At 40.6% G+C, this 24475-nt stretch carries 20 protein-coding genes; 9 read left to right on the top strand and 11 right to left on the bottom strand.

Annotated features, from left to right (window positions below; translation table 11 throughout):
* Positions 1-523: 523 nt before the first annotated feature.
* Both ACUW85_RS08780 and ACUW85_RS08775 read right to left on the bottom strand, forming a co-directional pair.
* Positions 524-1468, bottom strand: coding sequence for an aldo/keto reductase (locus ACUW85_RS08780; RefSeq protein WP_149315300.1), 945 nt, complete (start codon positions 1466-1468; stop codon positions 524-526).
* 117 nt (positions 1469-1585) lie between these two features.
* On the bottom strand, positions 1586-2398 hold the full coding sequence (locus ACUW85_RS08775; RefSeq protein ID WP_182023605.1) for a DUF1189 family protein: 813 nt from the start codon (positions 2396-2398) through the stop codon (positions 1586-1588).
* A gap of 156 nt (positions 2399-2554) precedes the next feature.
* Between ACUW85_RS08775 and proC the strand changes: the two genes are divergently transcribed.
* Together proC and ACUW85_RS08765 are read left to right on the top strand one after the other, a co-directional pair.
* Positions 2555-3364 carry a pyrroline-5-carboxylate reductase gene (gene proC / locus ACUW85_RS08770; protein WP_048728337.1) on the top strand — a complete coding sequence of 270 codons (810 nt, stop codon included), beginning with the start codon at positions 2555-2557 and terminating at the stop codon, positions 3362-3364.
* Positions 3365-3484: 120 nt separating this feature from the next.
* Positions 3485-4576, top strand: coding sequence for an FUSC family protein (locus tag ACUW85_RS08765; RefSeq protein WP_048728339.1), 1092 nt, complete (start codon positions 3485-3487; stop codon positions 4574-4576).
* Between the two features lie 407 nt (positions 4577-4983).
* Here ACUW85_RS08765 and pulA read toward each other — a convergent pair whose 3' ends face one another.
* Together pulA and ACUW85_RS08755 are read right to left on the bottom strand one after the other, a co-directional pair.
* A complete protein-coding gene (gene pulA / locus ACUW85_RS08760) occupies positions 4984-6972 on the bottom strand; it encodes a type I pullulanase (protein WP_149358784.1) in 1989 nt (662 codons plus the stop codon).
* 220 nt (positions 6973-7192) lie between these two features.
* A complete protein-coding gene (locus ACUW85_RS08755; RefSeq protein WP_048728345.1) occupies positions 7193-8476 on the bottom strand; it encodes a hypothetical protein in 1284 nt (427 codons plus the stop codon).
* Between the two features lie 190 nt (positions 8477-8666).
* Here ACUW85_RS08755 and ntdP point away from each other — a divergent pair, with 190 nt between their 5' ends.
* On the top strand, positions 8667-9209 hold the full coding sequence (ntdP, locus tag ACUW85_RS08750) for a nucleoside tri-diphosphate phosphatase (RefSeq protein ID WP_003141245.1): 543 nt from the start codon (positions 8667-8669) through the stop codon (positions 9207-9209).
* 175 nt (positions 9210-9384) lie between these two features.
* Here the strand turns inward: ntdP and mutY are convergent, their stop codons facing one another.
* On the bottom strand, positions 9385-10623 hold the full coding sequence (gene mutY, locus ACUW85_RS08745; RefSeq protein ID WP_149358783.1) for an A/G-specific adenine glycosylase: 1239 nt from the start codon (positions 10621-10623) through the stop codon (positions 9385-9387).
* A 60-nt stretch (positions 10624-10683) separates the two neighbouring features.
* Positions 10684-11841 carry a recombination regulator RecX gene (gene recX, locus ACUW85_RS08740; RefSeq protein WP_048728351.1) on the bottom strand — a complete coding sequence of 386 codons (1158 nt, stop codon included), beginning with the start codon at positions 11839-11841 and terminating at the stop codon, positions 10684-10686.
* Between the two features lie 166 nt (positions 11842-12007).
* Here recX and ACUW85_RS08735 point away from each other — a divergent pair, with 166 nt between their 5' ends.
* A complete protein-coding gene (locus tag ACUW85_RS08735; RefSeq protein WP_048728354.1) occupies positions 12008-12205 on the top strand; it encodes a hypothetical protein in 198 nt (65 codons plus the stop codon).
* A 49-nt stretch (positions 12206-12254) separates the two neighbouring features.
* Positions 12255-12503 carry a DUF2922 domain-containing protein gene (locus ACUW85_RS08730; RefSeq protein ID WP_048728356.1) on the top strand — a complete coding sequence of 83 codons (249 nt, stop codon included), beginning with the start codon at positions 12255-12257 and terminating at the stop codon, positions 12501-12503.
* A gap of 567 nt (positions 12504-13070) precedes the next feature.
* On the opposite strand, the gene ACUW85_RS08725 is transcribed toward ACUW85_RS08730, so the two are convergent.
* The 3 genes from ACUW85_RS08725 to galE all read right to left on the bottom strand — a co-directional run bounded on the left by ACUW85_RS08725 (position 13071) and on the right by galE (position 15696).
* Positions 13071-13325 carry a helix-turn-helix domain-containing protein gene (locus ACUW85_RS08725; protein ID WP_003141237.1) on the bottom strand — a complete coding sequence of 85 codons (255 nt, stop codon included), beginning with the start codon at positions 13323-13325 and terminating at the stop codon, positions 13071-13073.
* A gap of 181 nt (positions 13326-13506) precedes the next feature.
* Positions 13507-14148 carry a LysM peptidoglycan-binding domain-containing protein gene (locus tag ACUW85_RS08720; RefSeq protein ID WP_048728358.1) on the bottom strand — a complete coding sequence of 214 codons (642 nt, stop codon included), beginning with the start codon at positions 14146-14148 and terminating at the stop codon, positions 13507-13509.
* 531 nt (positions 14149-14679) lie between these two features.
* Positions 14680-15696, bottom strand: a complete 1017-nt coding sequence (gene galE, locus ACUW85_RS08715) for a UDP-glucose 4-epimerase GalE (protein ID WP_048728362.1) — start codon at positions 15694-15696, stop codon at positions 14680-14682.
* Between the two features lie 687 nt (positions 15697-16383).
* On the opposite strand from galE, the gene ACUW85_RS08710 reads away from it, so the two are divergent.
* On the top strand, positions 16384-17250 hold the full coding sequence (locus ACUW85_RS08710; RefSeq protein ID WP_182023604.1) for a prephenate dehydrogenase: 867 nt from the start codon (positions 16384-16386) through the stop codon (positions 17248-17250).
* Positions 17251-17582: 332 nt separating this feature from the next.
* Positions 17583-19220 (top strand): peptide ABC transporter substrate-binding protein, encoded by a 1638-nt coding sequence (locus ACUW85_RS08705; RefSeq protein WP_048728368.1) that lies wholly within the window; start codon positions 17583-17585, stop codon positions 19218-19220.
* A gap of 120 nt (positions 19221-19340) precedes the next feature.
* Here the strand turns inward: ACUW85_RS08705 and ACUW85_RS08700 are convergent, their stop codons facing one another.
* On the bottom strand, positions 19341-20495 hold the full coding sequence (locus tag ACUW85_RS08700; protein ID WP_048728371.1) for an NAD(P)-dependent malic enzyme: 1155 nt from the start codon (positions 20493-20495) through the stop codon (positions 19341-19343).
* 26 nt (positions 20496-20521) lie between these two features.
* Entirely contained in the window at positions 20522-21835 is a 1314-nt protein-coding gene (locus ACUW85_RS08695; protein ID WP_048728374.1) for a 2-hydroxycarboxylate transporter family protein, read from the bottom strand.
* Between the two features lie 186 nt (positions 21836-22021).
* Between ACUW85_RS08695 and ACUW85_RS08690 the strand changes: the two genes are divergently transcribed.
* The gene (locus tag ACUW85_RS08690; RefSeq protein WP_154837986.1) at positions 22022-23530 is read left to right on the top strand and encodes a Spo0B domain-containing protein; all 1509 of its coding nucleotides are present in this window, start codon (positions 22022-22024) and stop codon (positions 23528-23530) included.
* Positions 23520-24203 carry a response regulator gene (locus tag ACUW85_RS08685; protein ID WP_048728381.1) on the top strand — a complete coding sequence of 228 codons (684 nt, stop codon included), beginning with the start codon at positions 23520-23522 and terminating at the stop codon, positions 24201-24203. Before ACUW85_RS08690 ends, ACUW85_RS08685 begins: the two co-directional genes overlap by 11 nt.
* Positions 24204-24475 lie beyond the last annotated feature (272 nt).

The following is a 24475-nucleotide window of genomic DNA, read 5'->3' as shown; positions in this document are numbered from 1 at the left end:
GTAGTTCTCACTACTTTTAATTGTTGGAATCAAATGATTCCATACACAATTTTTGGTTTGTCTTCTTTGTTCAGTTTTCAAAGGTCTATTTCGTCACCTTGCAGCAACTCGTATATCATATCATCTTCATTCAAGAATTGTCAAGGGAAACTTTTAAAAAGTTTTTCAACACTTTGTTGAATACTTGTTTCCTTAATGAAGCGACTTGGCTATCTTACCTTACTAGTTGACGTCTTGTCAACAAGTAATTTAAGAAATATTTTTGTTTGTTTTGAGAGCTAAAATAGCGCTCCCGACAACTACTTAACAATACCATGATATAAATCAGAATGTCAATAAGTATTTTTCAAAAATATTTGCTCGAAATGTCCCTCTCAGAACTATTTCCGTAACAAGAATTATAGCAAGTATTCTATTTCTATACAAGCGCAAATTAAATAAAAATCCAAAAAAATTGTTTATTCAAATAATAAAAGAACGCCAACCCTTGATAGATTTGCGTTCTTTTATTATTTTATGCATTTTACGGCAGTCTATTTCCTGCACTCTGATAGATTTCATACCATTCTTGACGGGTAAATTGAATATCGCTCGCTTTGGCATAATTTAAAATCCGGTCGATATTGGTAGTTCCTAAGACAACTTGAGTATTCCCTGGAATTCTGAGTAACCATGCAATAGCTGCAGCTTCATTGTCTAGACCATAACGACCCCCGATTTCGCTTAGCTTATCATTCAAGCCTTTATAGGAAGGATCGCTGAATATTACCCCATTTTCTCCTTGAATTGGTGACCACGCTTGGATTGCCATATCGTGCAGCCTTGCATAATCGATTAGTTCCCCACCACGGTTCACCCCTTCGTCAGCTTTGGTATTTACACTGAAACCATAATCAAGCGCCAGTGTGTGGGCTGGAGATAATTGGATTTGGTTAGCAACTAAATCTTGTTTGACATATTTCTTCAATAGATCAACTTGAATTGGCGTATGATTACTTACACCGAAGTGGCGAACTTTACCGCTCGTTTCCAATATATCGAAGGCTTTCGCAATTTCTTCTGGTTCCCATAGAGCATCGTTACGGTGTAATAGTAGAATATCTAGATAGTCTGTTTGTAGTCTCTCTAAAGATTCATCTACTGAGTGTAAGATATGTTCTTTTGATAAGTCGAAGAAGTTTTGTTCATTGTTGTTATAGGTACCTGGAAGGTAAATCCCTACTTTAGATTGCAGAATGATATTTTCTCTTGGGATGTCTAAGCCAGCAAAGGCTTGGCCGAATAATTTTTCCGCCCCACCTCTTTCTCTTGCGTAAATGTCTGCGTGGTCGAAGAAGGTTAAACCTGCGTCATAGGATTGTTGGATTAAGTCTTGGACTTCTTCTACTGATTTACCTTCAATCCGCATACAACCTACTGCTAGATTGGGTGCTGTTAAACCATTTTGCCCTAATGAGATATGTTTCATATATTTACCTCCGATTCAGTTTAAGAAAACGTTTTCTTGTTACTGGTAAAATTATACTTGTTTTCTGGTCAAATGGAAACAAAAGCATCTGTTCCATCGAAATATCTGGTCCCAGACTTAAATGGTGTCTGTTCGGATAAATTTTGTTTGTCGGTAGGATAGGCAGAGCATGATAATCGTTCCAACCCATAAGATGGGGATCATCACACTGACACTTGTGGTATAAAAGCCGACAATAATAGCGATAATTGCAGGTAATCCCATGGCGGTTGCGACCATGCCTAAACAGTATTGGAAGGAGAATAAGTCATGGAATTTGTTTTTTTGTAAAATATTCAACCGTGAAACAATAATCGTTAAGCCCCCTAAACCAAGAATAAAGATGGTCAGCTGACGGGTCATGACCAGGATCTGCTTACTTTGGGTATTCACTTCCGTTTGATAGCTGACCCGTAAACTTTCGATAAAAGTCGCATTATCAGTCATATAGTCATTCAAGTCTAATGGTAGATTAGCTGTATAGCGCGTATCTTGGTCTGTTTGATAAACGAATTGGTCTGACAGGATCAAGAGTGACTTGTCATTCCCCTTTAAGTAGCCGTCTAAATTATCCGCACTGGGGAAAATGACTACTTGTAATTGGACACCGTCAATAACGATGTCCGACTGGTCTGATTGAAAGGCGCCATTGTCATAGGTAAAATTCGATAATTCGCTGACTGTTTCTTCTGGGATAATGGTCTGTAATTCTTCAAAGGCATTATTAACTGTCCCGTCTTCAACGGGCTCGAAACTTCTGGCAAAGGGCCAGGTCATGATAATCGACCAAACAACCATTACAAGGATTGACTTCCACCAGGTCATTAGGTGACGGTGGTAGAAGATATTAGCTGGACTGAACATGTCTTTCACATAGTGTATTGGAAACATTTAAATGAATCGCTCCTTTTTAGTGGTGACTCTATTATAACTGAACTTGGCTTTAACTAGGCAAGCTTTTACTTTGTCGTGTAGTGGCGGAACTTATGCTAAAATGAAAGTATTCTAATGTACAAAATTTTCAGTTAAAGAAGGAAGGCACAGTATATGAAACAAATAGATAAAAAGATTGCCATTATCGGACTAGGCAATATGGGAACAGCGATTTTAAACGGCTTGGTACAATCGGACGAGATTGATAACCAACTGATTGCTGGTTCACGGGCTAACCCTGAAAAAGCTGAAGCGGACTCAGCTAAGTATGGTTTCGCCATTTTGACAGATAATAAGGAGACGGCTAAGGGAGCGGACGTGGTTGTCCTTGCGGTAAAACCTTATTTAATCAAGGATGTGGTGGATGAAATCAAACCAACACTCACTGCGGAGACGATTGTGATTTCGGTTGCGACGGGCTACAGTTTGGCTGACGCGGCTGTACAGCTAGGGGATTCTGCGAAATTCGCTCGGGTGATGCCTAATATTCCAGCGCAAGTTGGGGAAGGAATTTCCGGTGTTGTCTATAATGAAAACTTGTCGACAGTGGATAAGGAGTTAATTATGCAAATTCTCCATACTTTTGGGTCAGCGGAACAGTTGACCGAGAACCAGTTGGACGCCTTTACAGGGATTGCAGGTTCGAGTCCAGCTATTGTCTTCATGATTATTGAAGCGATGGCGGATGCTGGTGTGGCAAAAGGATTAACTAGACCTCAAGCCTTTGCCTTTGCAAAACAAGCGGTTAAGGGGGCAGCTCAGTTGGCGATTGAATCGGACTTACACCCTGGCGCTTTGAAGGATGCGGTCTGTACACCAGGCGGAACAACAATTGAAGAAGTTCGTACTGCTGAATCAATGAACCTGCGCTCAACAATTATCGAAACGATGATTGCGGGTATTGAAAAGTCGGAAAGTTTATAATTTGTGTAAATTGCTGAAAACTTGCTTTTATTGCTAGCTTTCAGGGCCATTGCCTAGTAATATGGATAGTTGAAGAGATACTACAAAATGATGAAGAACATTAAAAAGGATTGAATAAAAATGAAACTTGGTGCCAGGATGTTTAAGACAGGTCTTGGGGTAATGCTCAGTATTTTAATTGCTGACTGGTTACCCTTTGTTGAACCTGTCATCCCTGCCTTTACTGCCATCATCGGTTTACAACAAACTGTTAGAGGATCTATCGATACCTTCTTCAACCGTGTTATGGCGGCGATACTTGGAGGTATCGTTGCTGTAGTCATGGTGAACTTTTTCGGTAATTCCCCTATTATTATTGGGGTGACCGTGACGATTTTTATTGGGATTTTGCGGGCGCTTAATATGGCCAACGTTATCTCCTTAGCGACCATTACCCTTGTTGTGATTATGCTGCGCGACCAAGATATGATTATCACCTCTGCCATCGCCCGTGTGGTTGAGTCATTACTTGGGGTGACCGTTTCCCTATTAGTAAACGTCTTTGTTTTGCCACCTAAATACGACGCCATTCTATACGAAGAAGTCAATAAAACCTCTAGTGAAATCTTAGTGCGTTTAAGAGCCATTCTTCGCAAAAACGGCGAATACTCTACCCTAACCTCAGATATCGCCTGGGCAGAAAATCGTATCGCACAAAGTCACAGCCTATATGCACTCCTAAAAGATGAGAACGTATGGTCTAAACGAAAACTACCCATGTTAAAACGAAAACTCGTTGTTTTCCGGGCTTTAATCGTTTCACTAGAACAAGCACTGGCCTTATTATCCGTCTTACATACCCATACCAATGTCATGTTCCAATTACCAGAAGAACTACGGATCCAAATCCGCGAACGGATTGAGACTCTATGTTCAGCTCACGAACAAATCTTCTTGAAATTTGACGGTCGAATCTCACCCTTAGAAGTGAATTTCTTCCAACCAACCCAAGGGTACCGGCAAGACTTAATGGACTCTATCTTCGAATACGCAGCCATTAAACAAACCGCTACCCAAGAAGAATTCGAGCGATCAAACGCCTTAATGTTAATCACCGGCCAATTGGTATCTTACGAAGAGTCATTAATTAAACTAAACACCCTGATTCGTTCATATAGAATCCACCATGACGAAGACGAATACCAAGCAGACTCACTAGAAGGCATCGAATAACTCACATGTCATCAAAACAAAATATGGGCCATTTTAAAAGGAGGGGTTGAGACAATAGTCTCAACCCCTCCTTTTTTTGAATGTGCAGTTAATTTCGTGGTCATAATATCCTTTTGAGCAATAAGAACCCTACTAAGGATGCGCTGAAGTATAGCAGTCAGTGGGAGCTCGCTCCCTCAGACTGAATCTTCAGACTAGAAATCAGACTTTGGCTGATTTCTAGTCCCCACTGCTAGTCGAGTTTTCAAGGCAAACAAGTGTCCATTTCAAAATAACTTGCGACACACATTGTGTGCCACGGCATTATTATTCCAGTGTCTCCTGTCTCAATGCCCTGGATCACATCTTAATTTTAAGACAATGATAAGATAACGTGGAAGCCGAAGTCTTCTTTTTAAAATTAGCTATTATTCCACTCTTTCTAAAATCAAGGTAGAAAGAACTGATACCTTAACATCCGCATTACCTTTGATTAAATCCGCAAAGGCATCGCCAACCATTTTGTTATCGCGGGCAATTGGTCGCCAGCCACCGTCTGGTATCCATACTTTTACATCATTCAATTGGCCGTTAAAAATCACTACTAATTCATGACCTAAGCCGTGGTAATGCACGCCTATGATTTGGTAGTCTGACTTAATCACGGTTACATTTTCAAAAATTTTTTGCTGGTTTTTCTCTGTAAAGAATGGGTATTTCTTCCGCAATGCCAATAACCCCTTAAAGTAGTTAACTGCATCATAATTTGAAGCCATTAAATCCCAGTCCATGCAGTTGATTTCGTCACCTGAGTTATAGGAATCCCTTACCCCATGCTTAGTCCGGAAGAATTCTTGACCAGAATGAAAGAACGGAATACCGGCTGACAAGGCGATAATCGAATTTCCTAATAGTTGTCGTCTTTTACGCAGTCTGACTGGTTCTTCGCCGTGAGACAAGGCAATTTTATCCCGTAAAGTATAGTTATCATGCACTTCAATATATTGGATTAGTTGTTGGGCTTGGGTCACGTTGGCATCACGCTTTGACAAGTTACCCCCACCTAAGAATGATGCAAGGACGGCTTGTTCTGTCATAAATTTACCCGTGATAAAACCTGGATCCGTTGCATCCCCGTAGTCCGATCCACGTACTTGATCGCGGAGTTGGTCATTAAAGTAAGAAATATGAGGGGTTTTATAAGCATTACGAAGGATAGCCTTTTTGTCAGAAGATAAAAGAGTTTCTAAGTCCCAACCTTCACCGTACATTAAAATGGATGGATCAATCTTATCCAGGGCCTCGCGGATCAAATTCAGGGTTTCAATGTCGTGAAGCCCCATTAAATCGAAGCGGAAACCATCAATATGGAATTCTTCAGCCCAGTAAGTAATGGATTCAATCATGTAACGGCGGAACATCAAACGAGTTGAATCCGTCTCATTTCCTACACCTGACCCATTCGATAAGTCGCCATTTTTGTTGTAGCGGAAATAGTAGTAAGGAACAGTTAAACCAAGCGGATGACGTTCATGTTCATAGACATGGTTGTAGACAACGTCCATCACGACGCGAAGTCCTTTGGCATGCAAGGCTTGGACCATTTCCCGCATTTCTTTCAATCTGGCTACTGGATCTCTTGGCGACATTGAGTAGGAACCCTCTGGCACATTGTAATGCATGGGGTCATAGCCCCAGTTGTAATTATCTGGTCGATCAGACAATTCATCTACCGTTACAAAATCAGCCATTGGCATTAACTGCAAGTGGGTAATCCCTAGATCAGCAATATAATCTAGGGCCGTGGCAAATTCGTTGGCTGATTTAGTGCCACTTAGCGCAAGGCCAGCAAATTTACCGCGTTTTTCCTTGGGTACACCGGAATTGATATTGGAGGTGAGGTCCCGGACGCTCGCTTCATAGATGATGGCATCACGTGCGTTAGCAAACGGTGGGCGTTTGTCATCTTCCCAGTCATCCGGGTAACCTTCATCTAAATCGACAATGACAGACCGGGCGCCATTAACGGTAACGGCTCGTGAGTACGGGTCTTGGGTGATTTCAACGGTTGAATTAGGGAAGAAAATCCGGTACATATAAGGAACATTTTTGTAATCACCTTCTAACCGAACGGCGTAGGTACCGGTTTCTAGTTCTTCTTCCATCTGGATAGCTTCATATTCGTCAGACGTGTCAGATTTGTATAAGAGTAATTCAACATCAATCGCTGTTGGGGTCCAAATACGTAAGAGCGTACTGGTTTTTGAGTAAGAGTAGCCGAGAAATCCGTCATAGTAATAAGCCTTATCAAAAGCATCCGACTCCATGGTTTCGCGCATGCGCAGACTAATTAATTCAGGATCTGCCGTTTCAATTAAATCAAAAATCTCTTGGATAGTTGCAATATCTTTTGCCATAATTGCCTCTTTTCTTCAGCTCGAAAAATGTCTGATTTACATTAAGTTTATCATCTTTATTTTATCGACTTTTCTACTAAAAGACTACAAAAAAACACCCTAGAAGGTGAATTCCCGTCCATTCAGTACAATATCACCATTTTTTGGTTATATCAGTGAATGTGGGTGCCCTTTTAAGGTGTTTTATCTTGTTGTATTACTTTAAATCATGCTGAATTGATTATTCTGAAACAGATGTTTCATCTGAAGTAGATTCTTCTTCAATAACACTCTCTTGAGATGTATCAGTTGCTTCACTTGATGATTCACTTGATGATTCACTCGACTCAGACCAACCGTAATCAGGTTCTGGTTCAGAGTAGTAGTAATCTTCTTCAGCCGCCGCATCTTCTGCTGCAATTGATTCTGAAATATATGCTGCTTCAGCTGCCGCCGATTCTTCCGCTGCGATTGATTCTGATTCGGCGATTGATTCTGATTCGGCAATAGAAGCATTTTCAGCATCGATTGATGCTTGTTCTTCTGCTGCAATTGATTCAGCTTCTGCATCTAATGATGCTTGTTCTTCCGCTGCGATCGATTCTGATTCTGCTTGAGCATCTAGTTCCGCTTGCATTTCAGCAACGTCTTCATTTGCACCGTCATAACCATCAGTGGCATTGATTTGCGTATCTTCAATTTGGGCCATTAAAGTGTTAGCCATTAATTGACTCGCTTCTTCAGAGAAACCTTCATCTGTAAAGCTATTTTCAAGGTTTAAGCTTTCTGAGTTATCACGTGCTTCGCTGTAAGCAGTGTTGACATCATAAACATTGTAGCCTGCTTCTTGCATAGCTGATAAAGTGTTGTCGTTATAAGTTACGTAGTCTTCGTCTTCAGACATTTCTTGACTTGAAGCTGGGTATTGCGCAAAGACGATTAAGGCAGAAGGCAAGTCCATACGAATAGTATTGAATAATTCTTCAATATTCGCTAAATGGTCTTCTTCAGAGATTTCAGCTTCATAATCTTCTTCTACGAAAGTTGGGATAATCAGTAATTGTGGGTTGGCTTCAGTTAAGTTACTAGAGTATTGTTCAACTGCATCGGCGGAAGTAATTTCTGTCCAGTCAACTGAGTTAACACTTGTGTCGTCAAAGCCAATTTCATTTAAACGGTCACTGATAGTTGTTGTCCAAGCTTCTTGGTCTGCTTGGGTACGGGCAATTGAGATGGTCGGCACTTGTTCTACACTTTGCAGGTAGTATAGGTAATGAAGCGCTGTTGTTTCCCCGCGGTTGTCCGTAAATGCTTGCACCATATCTTCTGCATTATATTCTTCTGGTGTTGATGGTGCTGTTTGGTTCATATCTACAGACATTGAGGAAAATGTGCTGGCTTGGTCCGCTAACATATTTTGTTGGCGTGAGCGATAAACAAAATAGCTACCTCCCACTAATACCAATGAAATGACAATAAAGACTGCTGTCAAGACCATTTGGTTACTATTTGATTTTCTATTCATGCTTGAGCTCCTTTATACAAACTTTTCCCATTGTTTATTCTATCATATAACAAAATTAAGCCAAACTGAATTAAATCTTTTAGGTTTTTTTAAGAATATGTGAGTAGGCAATTAGCCTACTTTTTCAATTTTCATTATGATATAATATTTTATGTTACAACCTAGCTAGGTGTAGAAAGTAGGTTTGGTGATGAGAAACCCTAAAGAAGGTGAATTCATCACAGTCAAAAGCTACAAGCACGATGGTTCCTTACATCGCACTTGGCGAGATTCTATGGTTTTAAAAACAAGTGACCAAAGTATCATTGCTTGCAATGACCATACCTTGGTTGTTGATTTTGACGGTAGACGATGGGTGACTAGAGAACCCGCCCTACTATATTTCCATAAGCACTATTGGTTCAATATTATTACAATGATTCGTCCGAACGGCATATCTTATTATTGTAATTTAGCATCCCCTTACGTATTGGATGATGAAGCCTTGAAGTATATCGATTATGATTTAGATATCAAGATTTTTCCTGATGGTAAGCGGAAGTTGTTAGACGTAGATGAATATAAAGACCACCGTCAGTTGATGGGGTACTCGTCTGATATCGATGCTATTTTAAAAGATAACGTTCAGGAACTTGTACGTTGGATTAATGAGGAAAAAGGGCCTTTTTCTAAAGAGTATGTAGATATTTGGTACGAACGCTATTGTCAGTTAAGTCACAAACGCAAAAAATAAATCATAGTAATAGACCATATGTAGATAAAGACTGTGGTGAAATAAAAGTGATGTGATTTTAAGCAAGCGGTGTGGGCCCTGGACCAACACCTATAAGACTTCATCCATCCTGAATATTCACGACAATTTAAACAAATGGCTACGACAGCAAAAGTCGTAGCCATTTGTTTTTTGATTATTTAATATTGTGGTGATTGTCTTTTTGATAATCTTCATAAGCTTGCCAGACTTTCATTTGCACAGTTGGAAAGGCATAATCTTCAAATTGATGGGGCGCTACCCAGGCATAATCCGCCTCGCCAGAGGTTATCATATCGTTGATTTTCTTTTCGTCCACAGGCTTTAATTGCCCGTAGGTTAATAGGATATGCCAAATCAAATGGGTGAAGACATGTTTGACTTGGCCGATTTCTTTACGCATGAATATTGGCGAAATGCCATAAGCTTCCTGAGTTTCAGCTAGTAAAAAGGCTGTTTTCTCATTTGCAGGCAGATTTTGATTGGCACTTGTACCCAAGTTGATTAAAGGCACTGTCCACAAGTTATTCAACAATTTGTGTTGCGTCCTTTTCTCAATCAATACTTGTCCTTTAGCATTTTGTAAGATAAGGGCCTGGTAATACACGGGTTTAGCCTTGGCTTTCTTACTTTTAACCGGGTAGTTGTCGGTGGTCCTGGTCAGGGTTGCCATTGTGAAATCGCGCAAAGGCGACAATTCGGGCATGGCTTTCTTCGGCGTTTCAAATGATGAACCGAGATCCATGATGGCCTGGTTGAAGTCTCCTGGACGGTCGGGATCCACTAAATATTGGCCTACCGCTTCAAAAATCTTCCGGTTGGCTGGCTTTTGAATGTCTGCATTGATCATAAACAAGCGAGAAATGACCCGCATGGCGTTGCCGTCGATAGCTGGCACGGGGATACCAAAGGCGATAGACCCGATGGCACCTGCTGTATAAGGCCCAATCCCCTTCAACTTTTTGATGTCAGCTAAATTATCTGGAAAAATCCCGTCGTGGTCCGCCATGATTTGTTGGGCCGCTGCCTGCATATTGCGGACTCTTGAGTAGTAACCCAAGCCTTCCCAAACTTTCAACAATTGGTCCTCTTCTGCTTCCGCTAAAGCTTTGATGGTCGGAAAAGCAGACAGAAAGCGGGCGTAATAGCCAATCACGGTATCTACCCGAGTTTGTTGCAACATAATTTCTGACACCCAAATCCGGTATGGGTCCTTAGATTCCCGCCAAGGTAGACGGCGACTTTCCTTGTCATACCAGTCTAGAAAAGTCTTTCTAAAGTCCTGGTTGGTAACTGGTCCCCAAACTTGAACACCTTCAATTACCGGCCCCAAGTCTTGGATAGCCGACTCATTCATATATAAAGACAGGTCGATATCTTGATTTACTTCAGTCACTACTATGCTTGCTCCTCTATTTCTGTTATATGTATTTCTCGTATTTACCTATTATAGCATTTACTCATTTTCTTCCTCGTAAATCTCAAGCGCTTGATTAATTAATTCTGACGGATACCCCTTATTGTAGAGCATCCCTTTCACTTTAAAGGTCAATTCTCGGCCCGAAAGTTTCTTATACCGGCGCATATATTTTTCCAAGTCTTTCTGTAAGACAGCCAATTCCTGGTCCTCATCATGGTAATGATCAGCCAGTTGCTGCATCAACTCTTGAATCAAATCACTGTCAAATCCCTTTTGCACCAAGTATTGTTTGGTCTTTTGACTAGCATTTCGGTGCGACGCTTTTCGCAACTGCTTGTGAAAATATTTTTCCGCAATCGCATAAGCATTTTCAACCTCAGTATCCCGGTCATATTCATTCATGGACTGTTCAATTTCATCTTGCCCAAGCCCCTTATTTTTCAACTCCCGAGCAATCACATTCGGTCCTTTTTTATTGATATTCATAGCCGTACGCGTATAGGCCTGACCGAACATAGTGTCATCGATCAGCTTGACCTCTTTCAATTTAGCAACCGCCTTCTCCATCACCTCAGGCTCAATTTCCTCCTCAGTTAACTTAGCCCGAACTTCCTTTTCAGACCGTAACTGGTGGCTCAAAAACCGGACCGCAAGCTGGTAGGCATAATCTTCCTTATCAATTCGCTGGATATCCGCAATAAAATCCTTATCCAACACCTGTCCCTTATGCAAGGCAAACTTGACCAAAGTATTCTCACTGACCCCAAAAGCGAATTGACCCTTAATATAGACATTGAATCGCTTCTTATTCTTTTTCTGAACCTCAATCAAAGTGATTTCCCCAGCAACCACCTCATCTTCCGGAGTTTCTGCCGGTAATTCCCCCTCTTGAAAAAGGGGGTTCGCTTTTTGAGCTCGCAACCCTTCAGCTTTGGCTAGTAAATCAGAGGCTAAATTATCGGCAGTTGAAGCAGAATCTTCAATATTCGCTGATGTTTGATGACGGGGCGTTTGTTTAACCCTTGCTTTTTTCTGGTAACTAGGGGATTGTCCCCCTCCACTAAGGCCATTATCTGAATGTTTTTCCCTTGTATAAGAGTCTTGCTTGCTTTTTTTATCGACCGCTGCTTTTGACGATTGCTTTGTATTACCAATGTCAGACAGCTTCATGGGGCCTCGTTTTTTTCCAGTCATGCACGCTTCCCTCCTCAAAAATCCTTGTATATGCTATATATTTTAGCACAGTAAAAGTTTTGGCAACAATTTCCGCTATTCTCTTGTCACTTTTCTCCTTGAGGTCGTTCTTATTTGTGTAAGTCATCCGGAGGGCTTACACAAACAAAACTTGGAGGGAATACCTATGAAAAACTTTGAAGCTGCCAAATTAGAATTAACTTACTTGAACGTGGAAACGGATAAAGAAACACGCATTACTTTAAATGGTTTAATTGAAAACCCAGATACAGATAAAGTAAATGCTTTAGCACTTGCACTTTCTGACTTAATCGAAGACGCCTTTACAGGTGCCGAAGCAGTTGAACGCTACACTGTTGCCTAGTCACTAATAAGCCATTTACATGTCCCTATTGTCCCAAAGGAGGATTCTTATGATTGAAGAAACAAATGTATTCGAATTAAAGTTTAAAACTGCTAACAACAAAACACGTACTGTTACTATTAAAAATCCTAAAGCAAACTTAGATGCTGCAACTGTAGAAGCAGCCTTAAGTGCTTTTATCGCTTCAGACGCTTTTTTGAACGAAGAAGGTTACAAAATCTTCCACTCAGCTGTTTCAGGACGCTATGTTAACCGTCAAGTTCAAGATATTTACACAACAGAACCAGTAGAAGCATAATCACACCGCAATAACACGAGGCTTGGGCAATTTGTCCAAGTCTCTTTTTTATACGCTAATTTTTATTGAATAATTTCTTTGATATTCTATTTTTGTTCAGCTCTTGCTCCAACGTTCATCTCTGAACAACTTTTGTCGCACCGCCAGCTTATGGGTCAGCCTCTCTTTTTCACTGCTCAGTCATGCTAGGAAAGCTCCCACCTATGGCTATAACAAAATCGTGCTAATAAATTGCTAACATTTACTATTTATCCAAGTTTGCATCCTACTAATAGAGTTGTCCTTAATTGTTAACCACAGGTGATTTTTGAACTCAAAGTTATCAATACTATTATTCTCAAGTAAACTGATGACCAGCATAAAAGCTTTACTTATATAAACCAAATTGGCTAAATATTAATTACTTGAAATTGAAGATACAAAAAAATCTATGTGATTGAGCGATCTAAGCTAATCACACATTCAAAAAAATAAATTTTGGATATAAAAACAGCCGCATTCGTTCGTGGAACTTCAGGGCCACAAACGAATACGACTTTTCTAAGTTATTCTATTAATCAGACAAGATTATAATTCAACTTTAACAACTAGGTTTCCGCCAACAGCGTCAACGATTTCTTGTAACGTTGCTAATGAAATGTTTTGTTGTCTTGATTCTACACGTGAAATGTAACTTTGTTTACGGCCAGAGATTTCAGCTAGCCGCGCTTGAGAAATGCCACGTTTGCTACGAATTTCTAAAAGGATCTCTGCTGCATTTTGTGTTGCTTTTTGACGAGCCGCTTCGCGTGGCTGTGCATTCGCAATTTTTAATTCTTCCATGTTCAGCCTCCTTACTTATATATATTGTACTATAAATTATTCGATATTAGTTATAAATCGCTTATAAATCTGACTTATTTGAAAAAACACCTATATAATGATACAACTTTTTCTCTATAATTGCTAGTGAATCCGCTCAATTGTTAATGTTTTTAACGAAATAAATTTACATAAAATTTACTTATTGTATACGAACTACTTCACCAGGGGTTACAGAAGCCTCAGTTTTACCGTTCATTGCTAAGAATTCATCTAATGTTAAACCATTGTTAGTTGCAATTCGATAAGCATTGTCACCTGATTGAACTGTATATGTTCCAGCTGACGGCATTTCACTACTTGAGCTAGAGCTAGCATCTGCTGTTGAAGAAGATGATGAGCTAGCACTTGAAGAAGCCGATGAACTAGATGAAACATTCGGCGCTGTATAAGATGGATCATTCGATCTTGACTGCGCTAATGATGCTGAGTTTGCTTCATATTCTGCTGTTAAACTTGCTAAATCTGTACTGTAGTCTGCATTTTTAGTTAATTCAACAGATGATGCAACCACTGACGATTCACTAGTTTCGACACTTGAGTCCCCTAAAGATACACCAGTTCCATTACCACTCACAGTTAATGGCTCAGCCGAATAATAATCTGAACCGCTCAATGGCTGTGAATCCACTTGTACACCTAAAGGATTGCCCTCTTCAGCAGACGCTCTCCACGGAATAATCATCAACACGATAGCAGCTATCACAACACCCACAACCGTAAATTGCGTTGATCGAGATTGTGCCTGCCACTTTTCTATAAATTCACCTAGCCATGCTGGCATAGTATTTCCCCCACCTTGTAAAAAGAAATTATGTGGCCAAATGTACAAGAATTCAACATTCTACATACCTTTTACCACATATCGTATACGCTTAAAATTAAGTTATCCCAACTATAATGCGCATATTCAAAATATAAGCGCGCCATAATCCAAAGCATTTCCCTCATATTATAACACAGAATACCCATATAATTTAACTTATAGATTACCCCTAGATTGCAGTTGTGTTACAAAAAAACAGGGTGTGAGCGAGACCGCTCAGCTCAACAACACTGGAAGACTTGTGCCGTAGCACACAAAGTGTGGTGCAAACTAGTTCTAACACATTTAACCGAGTAGGTGCTAAAGCACTGACTCGGTCATAAGCTGAAGTTGACTTCATCTGGTCGATAGAGCAACCCTTGGAACGTAGTGACATAGTGTTGCCTATGTGTCAGAAGCGAACTCGACTGCAAGGCGTTGAGTCGTTCCCCTGGCCAATTTAAAAGACAAACGATTTTCACGGTGGGCCTCATTTTAACTCATATTTTTTTAGTCTTGGTCGTAACCGTTTGGATTGTTTGATTGCCATTTCCATGAGTCACGGCACATATCAGCTAGATCATGTTCCGCTGTCCAAGACAATAATGTTTTGGCATATGTAGCGTCTGCGTAGTTGGCGGCGACGTCACCAGGACGTCGGTCTACTAGCTCGTATGGGACCTCTACGCCGTTTTGCGCTACAAATGTGTTGACAAGGTCTAGGACTGAGTAGCCAATCCCTGTTCCTAAGTTAACTGTTTCAACGCCTTGGTGGTCAAGTGCGTGTTTGATTGCGGCCACGTGCCCCTTGGCTAGGTCAACGACGTGGATGTAGTCGCGGACACCTGTACCGTCATGGGTTGGATAGTCGCTACCAAATACAGATAAGTGGTCGCGTTTACCGATGGCTACTTGAGTGATATAAGGCATTAGGTTGTTTGGAATATCTGTTGGGTCTTCACCAATTAGGCCTGATTCGTGGGCACCGATTGGGTTGAAGTAACGTAAAATCATGACTGACCATGTGTCGTCAGCTACTGCTAGGTCACGAAGGATTTGTTCGTTCATGACTTTGGTATAACCGTATGGGTTTGTTGCGCTTGTTGGTAGGTCTTCTGTTAACGGTGACTCGTTGTCCATACCGTATACAGTGGCAGATGAAGAGAATACAATTTTATTGACATTAAACTCTTGCATCACTTCAAGAACTGATACTAATCCACCTAGGTTGTTGTCGTAGTATTTAATTGGTTTGGCAACTGATTCACCAACTGCTTTGAAGGCTGCGAAATGAATCACTGCTTCAATATTTTCTACTTCAAAGATATGGGTTAATGCCTCTTTGTCCAATACGTTTGCTTCATAGAAGCGTGGACGCACACCAGAAATTTCTTCAATTCGTTCTAAAACGACTGGTTTACTGTTTGAGTAATCATCCACGATCACGACATCATAGCCGGCTTGGATTAATTCAATTGTTGTGTGGGAACCGATATAACCAGTACCACCTGTAACTAGAATAGCCATCTTAATTCTCCTTTGATCATGCAATATTCAGCAGATTGCTTATGACATTTATATACTTAAGTCTATTGTATCATAGTCGATAAAAAGGAGAATATTAACAATCTGATAAATTTTGAAAAAATGTTTTTCCCTCCTTAAAAGTGACTTAGGGAAAATGGCAATATTTGCAATATATAATTAAATAAAATTACATTATCAAGCTTCATCAAATTCCTATTACCAAAAATCCTACTACCATTTATGATTGTATTGTCTTAGAAAAAGACCTCACAAGGAATTCAATTCCAATGTACAAAAATGACAATTTTTTTGAACACTGGATTTTTTTATGCTTTGATCAGCGTCTAAATCAACTCAACAAAAAATATGCGAGGAAAAAAGTTACTAAAAGATTGTTTGACCTTAAGTGATAGAAAAGGCAATACTATATACAGAGTAGATATGTCGCGTACGTGTTCATCTCAAATTATTTATGACTCCCAATGCATCCAACTGTATTGGCTTTTTCTGTGTCAATAATTCAAGATAATCTAGTTTAAAAAGTGGTCAGCCATTTTGCCAAATCAATAAATATTTTTAAATAATGCAATAGTCTACCCGAATTTTTCAGAGAAAACCTAACAATTATAGGAGGCTACATGTTATCATGGAATAATAAAATATGAGAGAACAGTTAGGAGTATCGAGATGAAGATTGGGATAGTAGGATTAGGTGTAATTGGTGGTTCGTTTGCGGAGGCGTTACAAACTGCAGGTTATCATGACATCTACGGGATTGATAGTAACCAAGAAACGCTTGATACCGCAGTTGAAATGGGCTTGATTAAGAAAGGTTTTCTAACTGGTGAAAACATCTTAGGACAAGTGGACCTGACCATTATGGCCTTGTACCCGAAAACAGCTGTGCAATTTATTGCAGCTAACCGCGACTTCTTTAAAGATGGTAGCGTCTTAATGGATACAACGGGAACGAAAGAAAACTTTATGGCCGAGCTGGCGACCGTATTACCGGACAATATTGAAGTTGTCTACACCCACCCTATGGCAGGTCGTGAGAACCGAGGGATTGCCTACGCACAAGGGTCGGTATTTCAAGGCGCTAACTTCCTGATCACGCCAACTGAAGCCAATAATGAAGATACTTTGGGCAAAATAGAATCCCTAGCCACTGAGATTGGTTTTGGTAAAATCAACCGCGTTTCAGCTAGCTTCCATGATCAAATGATTTCATTCACCTCGCAACTGCCACATGCCATTGCGATTTCATTGATGAATTCAGACCATGAAGAACGCGAAACCGGTAAATTCACAGGTGACTCATACCCAGAATTAACCCGTATCGCCAAAATCAACGAAGACCTTTGGAGCGAACTTTTTATCGATAATAAGCATTACCTCTTACAATCGATTCAAGACTTTGAAGCCCAGTTAAACCTGATCAAAGACGCCATTCGAACCGACGACCGCGAGCAATTAAAAGAATTGTTCAGACATTCAACAGCTAATCGCTTGAAACTAGAAGCCGAAATGGATGAAAGGAAAAGACGAGGGTAAGAGCGAAACCGCTAAGCTCAACAATGTTGGAAAACTAAGGCCGTATCACACAAAGTGTAATGCAACTTAGTTTGAACCCGACAAGAGGGTGTAAAAGTCGACTTACCCTCTTTAAAGATTACTATTTATTATCCAGAGACGTGATGTGTTCGCGTCTCTTTTTCTATCTAACAACGGCTAGGAAATACGTCGGATCTCGCACCTTGATTTTTTCATATCAACCATGACCGTATTTTGGTAAGTCAGATTCTAGGCAATATATTCCTTTTTTCACAAATGATAAGTTATAATGATTGGGATAACTATACTAAATTGAAAAGAGGTTGAGATTTATGAAGAAAAAATTGGGTATTCTCTCATTAACGGCATTGTCATTGGTGCTTGCGGCATGTGGGAATGGTGGCACAACGGCGGATAATGAGGAAGCAGCTAAAAGCATCAAGGTGACGGTGAACGGCGAACTGGCGTCACTTGATAGTATTTCTTCAACGGATTCTCCAAGTCAAAACACCATTTCTAACGTAATGGAAGGTTTATACCGCCCCGCTGATAAGGGTAGTAACGAATTAGGGGTTGCAGCTGAGGAGCCAACCGTTTCAGAAGACGGTTTAACTTATACCTTCACCATCCGTGACGATGCAGACTGGTCAAATGGTGACCCGGTAACTGCACAAGACTTCGTTTATACCTACCAAAAAACAGTCACACCTGAAACCATTGGTGGAAATGCCAATAAATTCTACGTCATCAAAAACGCGGAAGCTATCGCAAACGGTGAAGCTGAACCGGATACGCTAGGCGTTAAAGCCATCGATGATAAAACATTGGAGATCACTCTTGCGTCACCAACTACTTACTTCACTGACCTACTTGCGACGCCTTACTATCTACCAGTCAACCATAACGTAGCAACTGAACTGGGTTCTGACTACGGAACTTCTTCAGAAAATGCCGTGTACAACGGACCATTTGAAGTGAGCGACTGGAATTCAACAGAAATTGAATGGACATTAACGAAAAACGATGAGTACTGGGACGCTGACAATGTTGATTTAGACCAAATCGACTGGGTAATGTCTAAAGAAAACTCAACAAACGTAAACTTGTTTGAAGGTGGCGAACTCCAATACACTGAAATTACTACTCCTTACGTTCAAGAATACCAAGACTCTGACGTCTTACACATTGAACCTAAAGGGATGATTGGTTACATGGAATTCAACTCCCAATCAAGCCCAACGAATAACGTCCACTTCCGTCGCGCCATCAGCCAAGCTTATGATAAAGAAGCCTTTGTTGACGCTATCCTTGACGACGGTTCACAAGCAGCAGGTGGCTGGATCCCATCAGAATTCGGTTCTGACCCAGAATCAGGCATCGACTTCCGTGAAGAAAACGGTGATCTAATGACCTTTGATTTAGAAGCTGCCCAAGAAGAATGGGCCTTAGCCTTAGAAGAATTAGGTACAGACACAGTTGAAATTGAATTGTTAACTTCTGATACAGACACATCTAAAGCAACTTCAGAATACTTACAAGCCCAACTTCAAACCAACCTACCTGGTTTAACCGTAACTGTTCGAAACGTACCTTTAAAATCTCGTCAAGCAATCACTGGAACTGGAGAATTTGATATCGTATACGGTACCTATAACCCGTCTTACGCCGATCCAACTGCCTTCCTTGATTACTTTGTAACAGGTTCATCACTATCATCAGGTGACTTCTCAGACGCTACTTACGATGAATTAATGACCGAAGGCAAAACAACTAACGCCCTTGACCCAGCAGCACGTTGGGACAACTTCCTAGCCGCTGAAAAATACCTAGTAGAAGACGCTGCAGCAGTCAGCCCAATCTACCAAGGAGCATATGCTAATTTAATTGATCCAAACTTAGATAATGTTATCAATCAACCAAATGGGGTTGCCCAATACTACCGTGCGGCTACTTACAATGTTGCTGAATAAGAAGTATCTCTATAAATAAAAACATACAAAAGCCCTAGATCTTATTACACTTAAGACCTAGGGCTTTAAACTTGCTATATATCATTGAGGTGAATATTTGAGCTTATAAACAAATGTAGTCTATTCTGCTGCTTCATTTACACTTTTAGCAACAATTTTAGAAACATTTGGGTTGAAAGCATTTGGGATAATATTTTCAACTGATAATTCATCATCTGGGATAATGCTAGCGATACCTTGTGCTGCTGCAATTTGCATTTCTTCAGTAATGTCACTTGCTCGTGCATCCAAAGCACCACGGAAGATACCAGGGAAGGCTAATACGTTATTGATTTGGTTAGGGAAGTCACTACGTCCAGTTGCAACGATAAATGCGCCACCTTCTTTAGCTTCGTCTGGCATAATTTCTGGTGTAGGGTTTGCCATTGCAAAGATAATCGCTTTTTCATTCATCGTTTGGATCCATTCTTTTTTGAAGACATTTGGCGCAGATACACCGATAAAGACATCCGCATCTTTCACAACTTCTTCTAATGAACCTTTTAAGTGGTCTGGATTTGAAATTGAAGCTAATTCTTTGTGACGTTCTTGTAATTCAGGATCGTCTTCAGAAATTGCCCCATCAATATCACATACAATCACATTTGTCGCGCCGGCATGAATCATTTTCTTAGCAATAGCAGTACCAGCTGAACCACCACCGTTGATCACAATTTTCACATCTTCAATCGTTTTTTCAGCTACTTTTAGTGCATTGATTAAACCAGCTAAGACAACGATTGCAGTACCGTGTTGGTCATCATGGAAAACTGGAATATCCAATTCTTCTTTTAGACGGCGTTCAATTTCAAAACAACGTGGTGCCGCAATATCTTCTAAGTTGATCCCACCAAATGATGGTGCAATAGCTTTAACATGCGAAATAATTTCTTCAACGTCTTGCGTGTCTAATGAAATTGGCACAGCGTCTACATCTGCGAAAGCTTTGAATAAGGCAGATTTACCTTCCATAACTGGAATTGCTGCTTCTGGTCCGATGTTTCCTAAACCTAAAACGGCAGAACCATCAGTCACAACAGCTACTAGATTCCGTTTACTAGTATAACGGTAAACATCCTCTTTATTTTCAGCGATTGCTGAACTTACAGCTGCAACACCTGGTGTATAAGCAACGGCTAATTCGTCCATGTTTGTGATTGGCACTTTTGAGATAACCTCAATTTTTCCGCCTTTTTCTTCACTTAATTGTAATGCTGCTTGTTTTACGTCTGTCATATTTATACGTCCTTTCTAAAAACTGTCTATGCGAATAAGTTTAATAAGGTAATCATGATGGAAATGGTAATCGCCCCACCAATACGGGTTGCTACTTGAGCAAATGGCATCAAGCTGTTACGGTCAGTAGTCGCTAGAATCGCTACGTTCCCGGTACCACCCATTGCGGACTGGTTGAGAGATAAAATAGCTGATTCAATTTGATACATGTTTAAGAATTTACCTAGGATAAACCCGGTTAAACCTAAAACAATCACCACTGCAAGTACCACCACTACATATTGCCAAGTTAAAACATCTAAGACTGCTTTTAAGTCTAAGTAGATAATCCCTAGACCAACCATTAATGGTGCAGTGAAGTTACTTGAAATAAAACCGTTTAATTGCTTAGCACCCTCTTCGATGCTAGCTGGTAATACTTGGAAGTATTTCATGATAGTAGAAGCAAAGATAACAATTACTGCTGCTGGTAAACCGATAACGCCTTGCATCAAATTACCGAAAATATATACTGCGACTAATAAGAATAAGCCAATACCGATACTTTGGAAATTGATCGGTGTTTTTTTCTCTTTATTCACTAATTCTTTTTCTTCAGTAGCTGATTGACGAACTAGAGTACCGTTTCCGGAAAGTTCTGGATGTTTCTCACCAAAACGGCCGACAATGGCTGCAACACCTATAGAGAAGAAGTTAGATAAGATAGAAGCTGGCGCTAAAATGGCTACCATAGCACCATAGTCAATATTTTGAACTTCGCTATAACCTTGAGCTAGTGGTAAAACACCTCCACCAATACCACCTGCCATAGCTGGTGTGACAATATTAAATAAAGTTTCCTGGAAGCCGATACCCACAAGTTGGCCAATTGCTGCTGGAATCAGCATCGCTAAAACCAAACCAACTGACATTGGAATCACCATGCGGGCGAATCCTTGTACCAATACTTGGCGGTTCATCCCAAGGATAGAGCCAGTTACCAAGGCAAAGACGTATAAGTCTAAGAAGTTGGCATCACTCATCAGCATAGTCACTGATTCTATGGCGTTATCTGGTAACAAGCCATAAAAAACCAAAACGGCGGGTACCAACATAGAAAGAATGGTTGAACCCCCAAATTTATTTAAGCCAGGAATGGTGTCCCCAATTTTCCCAAGGGCCCATCCAAGCGTTAGGATCACACCAAACCCTCCTAACATATCAACAGGTAGGCTTTCAGTTACTGCAGCCATTAAAATAATTGCTGCGAATAAGAGAAACCAAGTCAATGGCATGGGGCCGACTTTGACGCCCTGCCACGCTGACGCTGTTGATCTTTCATCCCGTGCAAGATCTGACATTGTATTTCCTCCTCATATATTTCTGAACGACTATAGTATATGCCTGATTTTTGAATTTTTCCCTTTATTTAAGTTTTTAAAGTCTTATTTGAACTTTATAAATTAAAGGGCTATACTGAAATTTGATAGGAAATGCGCTGAAAATATGCATGAAAATACGAGAAAAAATAAGGGAGGACAGCCAAGTTGATTAAATGGCATAATTTACGTCTCCTCACCAAACTCATGTTAATGATTATTTCAACGGTAGCAATCACAGTAGGCTGCCTTTATTTAATGACACGTCACTTAAATAAAGATGCCATCATTGAAACAGAGTCTAGCTATCTCTTGAACATGGGTGAAGACCTGGCAAATGAACCTGAAATCATCACTACCCTAGAAAATAACCAATCATCACAAACACTCACTGATTTTACCCATGCCTACGAAGACCAATATCACCTAGACTATGTGGTGGTCATTAATACCGATTCTATTCGCTTGAGCCACCCAGACCCAGACCTGATTAACCAGCCATTTGCGGGCGGAGACGAGGAAAAAGTCTTTACCGGTCAATCTTATGTCTCAACAGGGATTGGTACCCTTGGTAATTCCTTGCGGTCTTTTGCCCCAGTTATACAAAACGGACAAGTCATTGGAGCCGTTGTCGTTGGTAAAACTAACCACGCTATTGATATCTTCTCTGAAAAATATGACCAGCAAACAACTAGCGCCCTCATTGTTAGTATAGCTATCGGTGTAACGGTCGCGATTTTCGTTTCTTATACCATTAAAAAAGAGCTCTTTAATATGGAACCAAAGGAAATCGCTAAAGCCTTCGAGGAAAGATCAGCAATGATTGCCTACAGCCATGACGCCATTATTGTCACCAATCAATATGGTGAAATTACCCTAGCCAACAAAGAGGCGCTACGCCATTTTCCAATTCCGAAGAAAAAAAACAAGACACAATTGGATAAGGTGATCAGTCTACCTGAAATGAACGGCGATCACAGTGCGGTCTTCCACTATCAAGATAAGGAATACCTGATTTCACAAGCGGACATTCTGGTACAAGAAAACTTGGTGGGTCAAATTTATATCATTCGAGACACTAGCGAAATTTATGCCCTGCTGGACCAACTGCATTCAACTGCTGAATATGCCCAGTTGCTGCAAGTTCAAGCCCATGAATTCTTGAACCGCCTGCATGTGATTTACGGTTTAACAGATTTAGAAGAGTATGAAGCACTAGACCAATACCTGGCTTCATTGATTAAGGACGAGGAAGATTTGACGATTCGGCTGTCCATGTTGGTTAAAAATCCAACCATTGCTGGCCATTTAATTGGGGAACACCGGATTTTAAAACAAAGTTTGAAGGACTTACGACTTGAAATTCACAATGAAATTCCAAACACCTATGAAGCGACTACCAACCAATTATGGATGGAAACTGTCGCAGTTATTGATAAGGAATTACGTCAATTAGGTCAGAATTCACGCTTATGGCTATCACTTGATTTTGATACCGACCGTTGCCAACTCATCACCAACTACCGCCTACAAGGAGACGTCGACCACCTATATACATGGCTTTCTGACTACCCATGGCGGACTGAACAGGTCACGACCGAATTATCCATGCACGACCAACAACTGAACTTTTCATTCCGCATTGATTACCCACAAGGAGATGCCCATGAATTATAAGACACTACTTGTCGAAGACGATCCAATGGTTGTCATGATTAATCAGCGTTTCGTTGAAGCCCTAGACGACTTCAAAGTCACTGCCACCGCCCAAAACTTGGACCAGGCTAAAGAATTTTTACTTACCCAGCCCTTTGACCTCGTTTTAATAGACATTAATTTGAAAAATGAGTCAGGTCTCGACCTCGTTAAGTGGATTCGGGATCAGTCAATTCCCGTCGAATTCATTATTATTTCGGCAGCCAACCAAGCGGCTACTGTCGAAACAGCCTCGGCTTACGGGGCAGTTGACTATCTACTCAAACCATTTAATGCTGAGCGGTTGCACCAAAGCCTGCACCACTTTAAGCAAAAGCACCAAGTCCTGCATAATAAAGACCATCTAGACCAAGCCAGCCTAGACTCACTATACGGACAAGGCGTTCAAGGACTAGACCTAGATAACGAACCCCTGCAAAAAGGAATATCTAGAAAAACCTTACAGCATTTGATGACTGTTATTAGAGCAGCCGACGAGCCCTTTGACATTGAGGAATTGGTCAGTAAAACCACCCTTTCCCATGTCACCATCAGAAAATACATCCAATTCTTGGTCGACCACAAAGTATTAAAAGAAGAAACCAAATACGGGTCAATCGGTCGACCAACCACAGTATACTGGCTAGAAGTATAAAAAATGGTGCGACAAATGTCGCTTAGACTCGTAACTTCTAACGCATTTAAGCGAGTAAGCGCTAAAGTGCAAACTCTCTCATAAACTTATTTCTGAAATGGCACGAGTCTGATATTTGGAGCCGATTAAAGGTGAGAGAGCCAATTACAAGTTCTGGCACAAACTATTCATTACGTACTCAAAAAAAGAGGTCAGAATCATTCGACAACGATTCTGACCTCTTTCTTTTAATTAAAATATTAGACGCAAATCTGGAACCCACTCTAAAACGC

The sequence above is a fragment of the Aerococcus sp. 150760013-2 genome (assembly GCF_053627715.1).
Note: the sequence above shows the minus strand (reverse complement) of the source record. Positions and strands in the feature narration are given on the sequence as shown.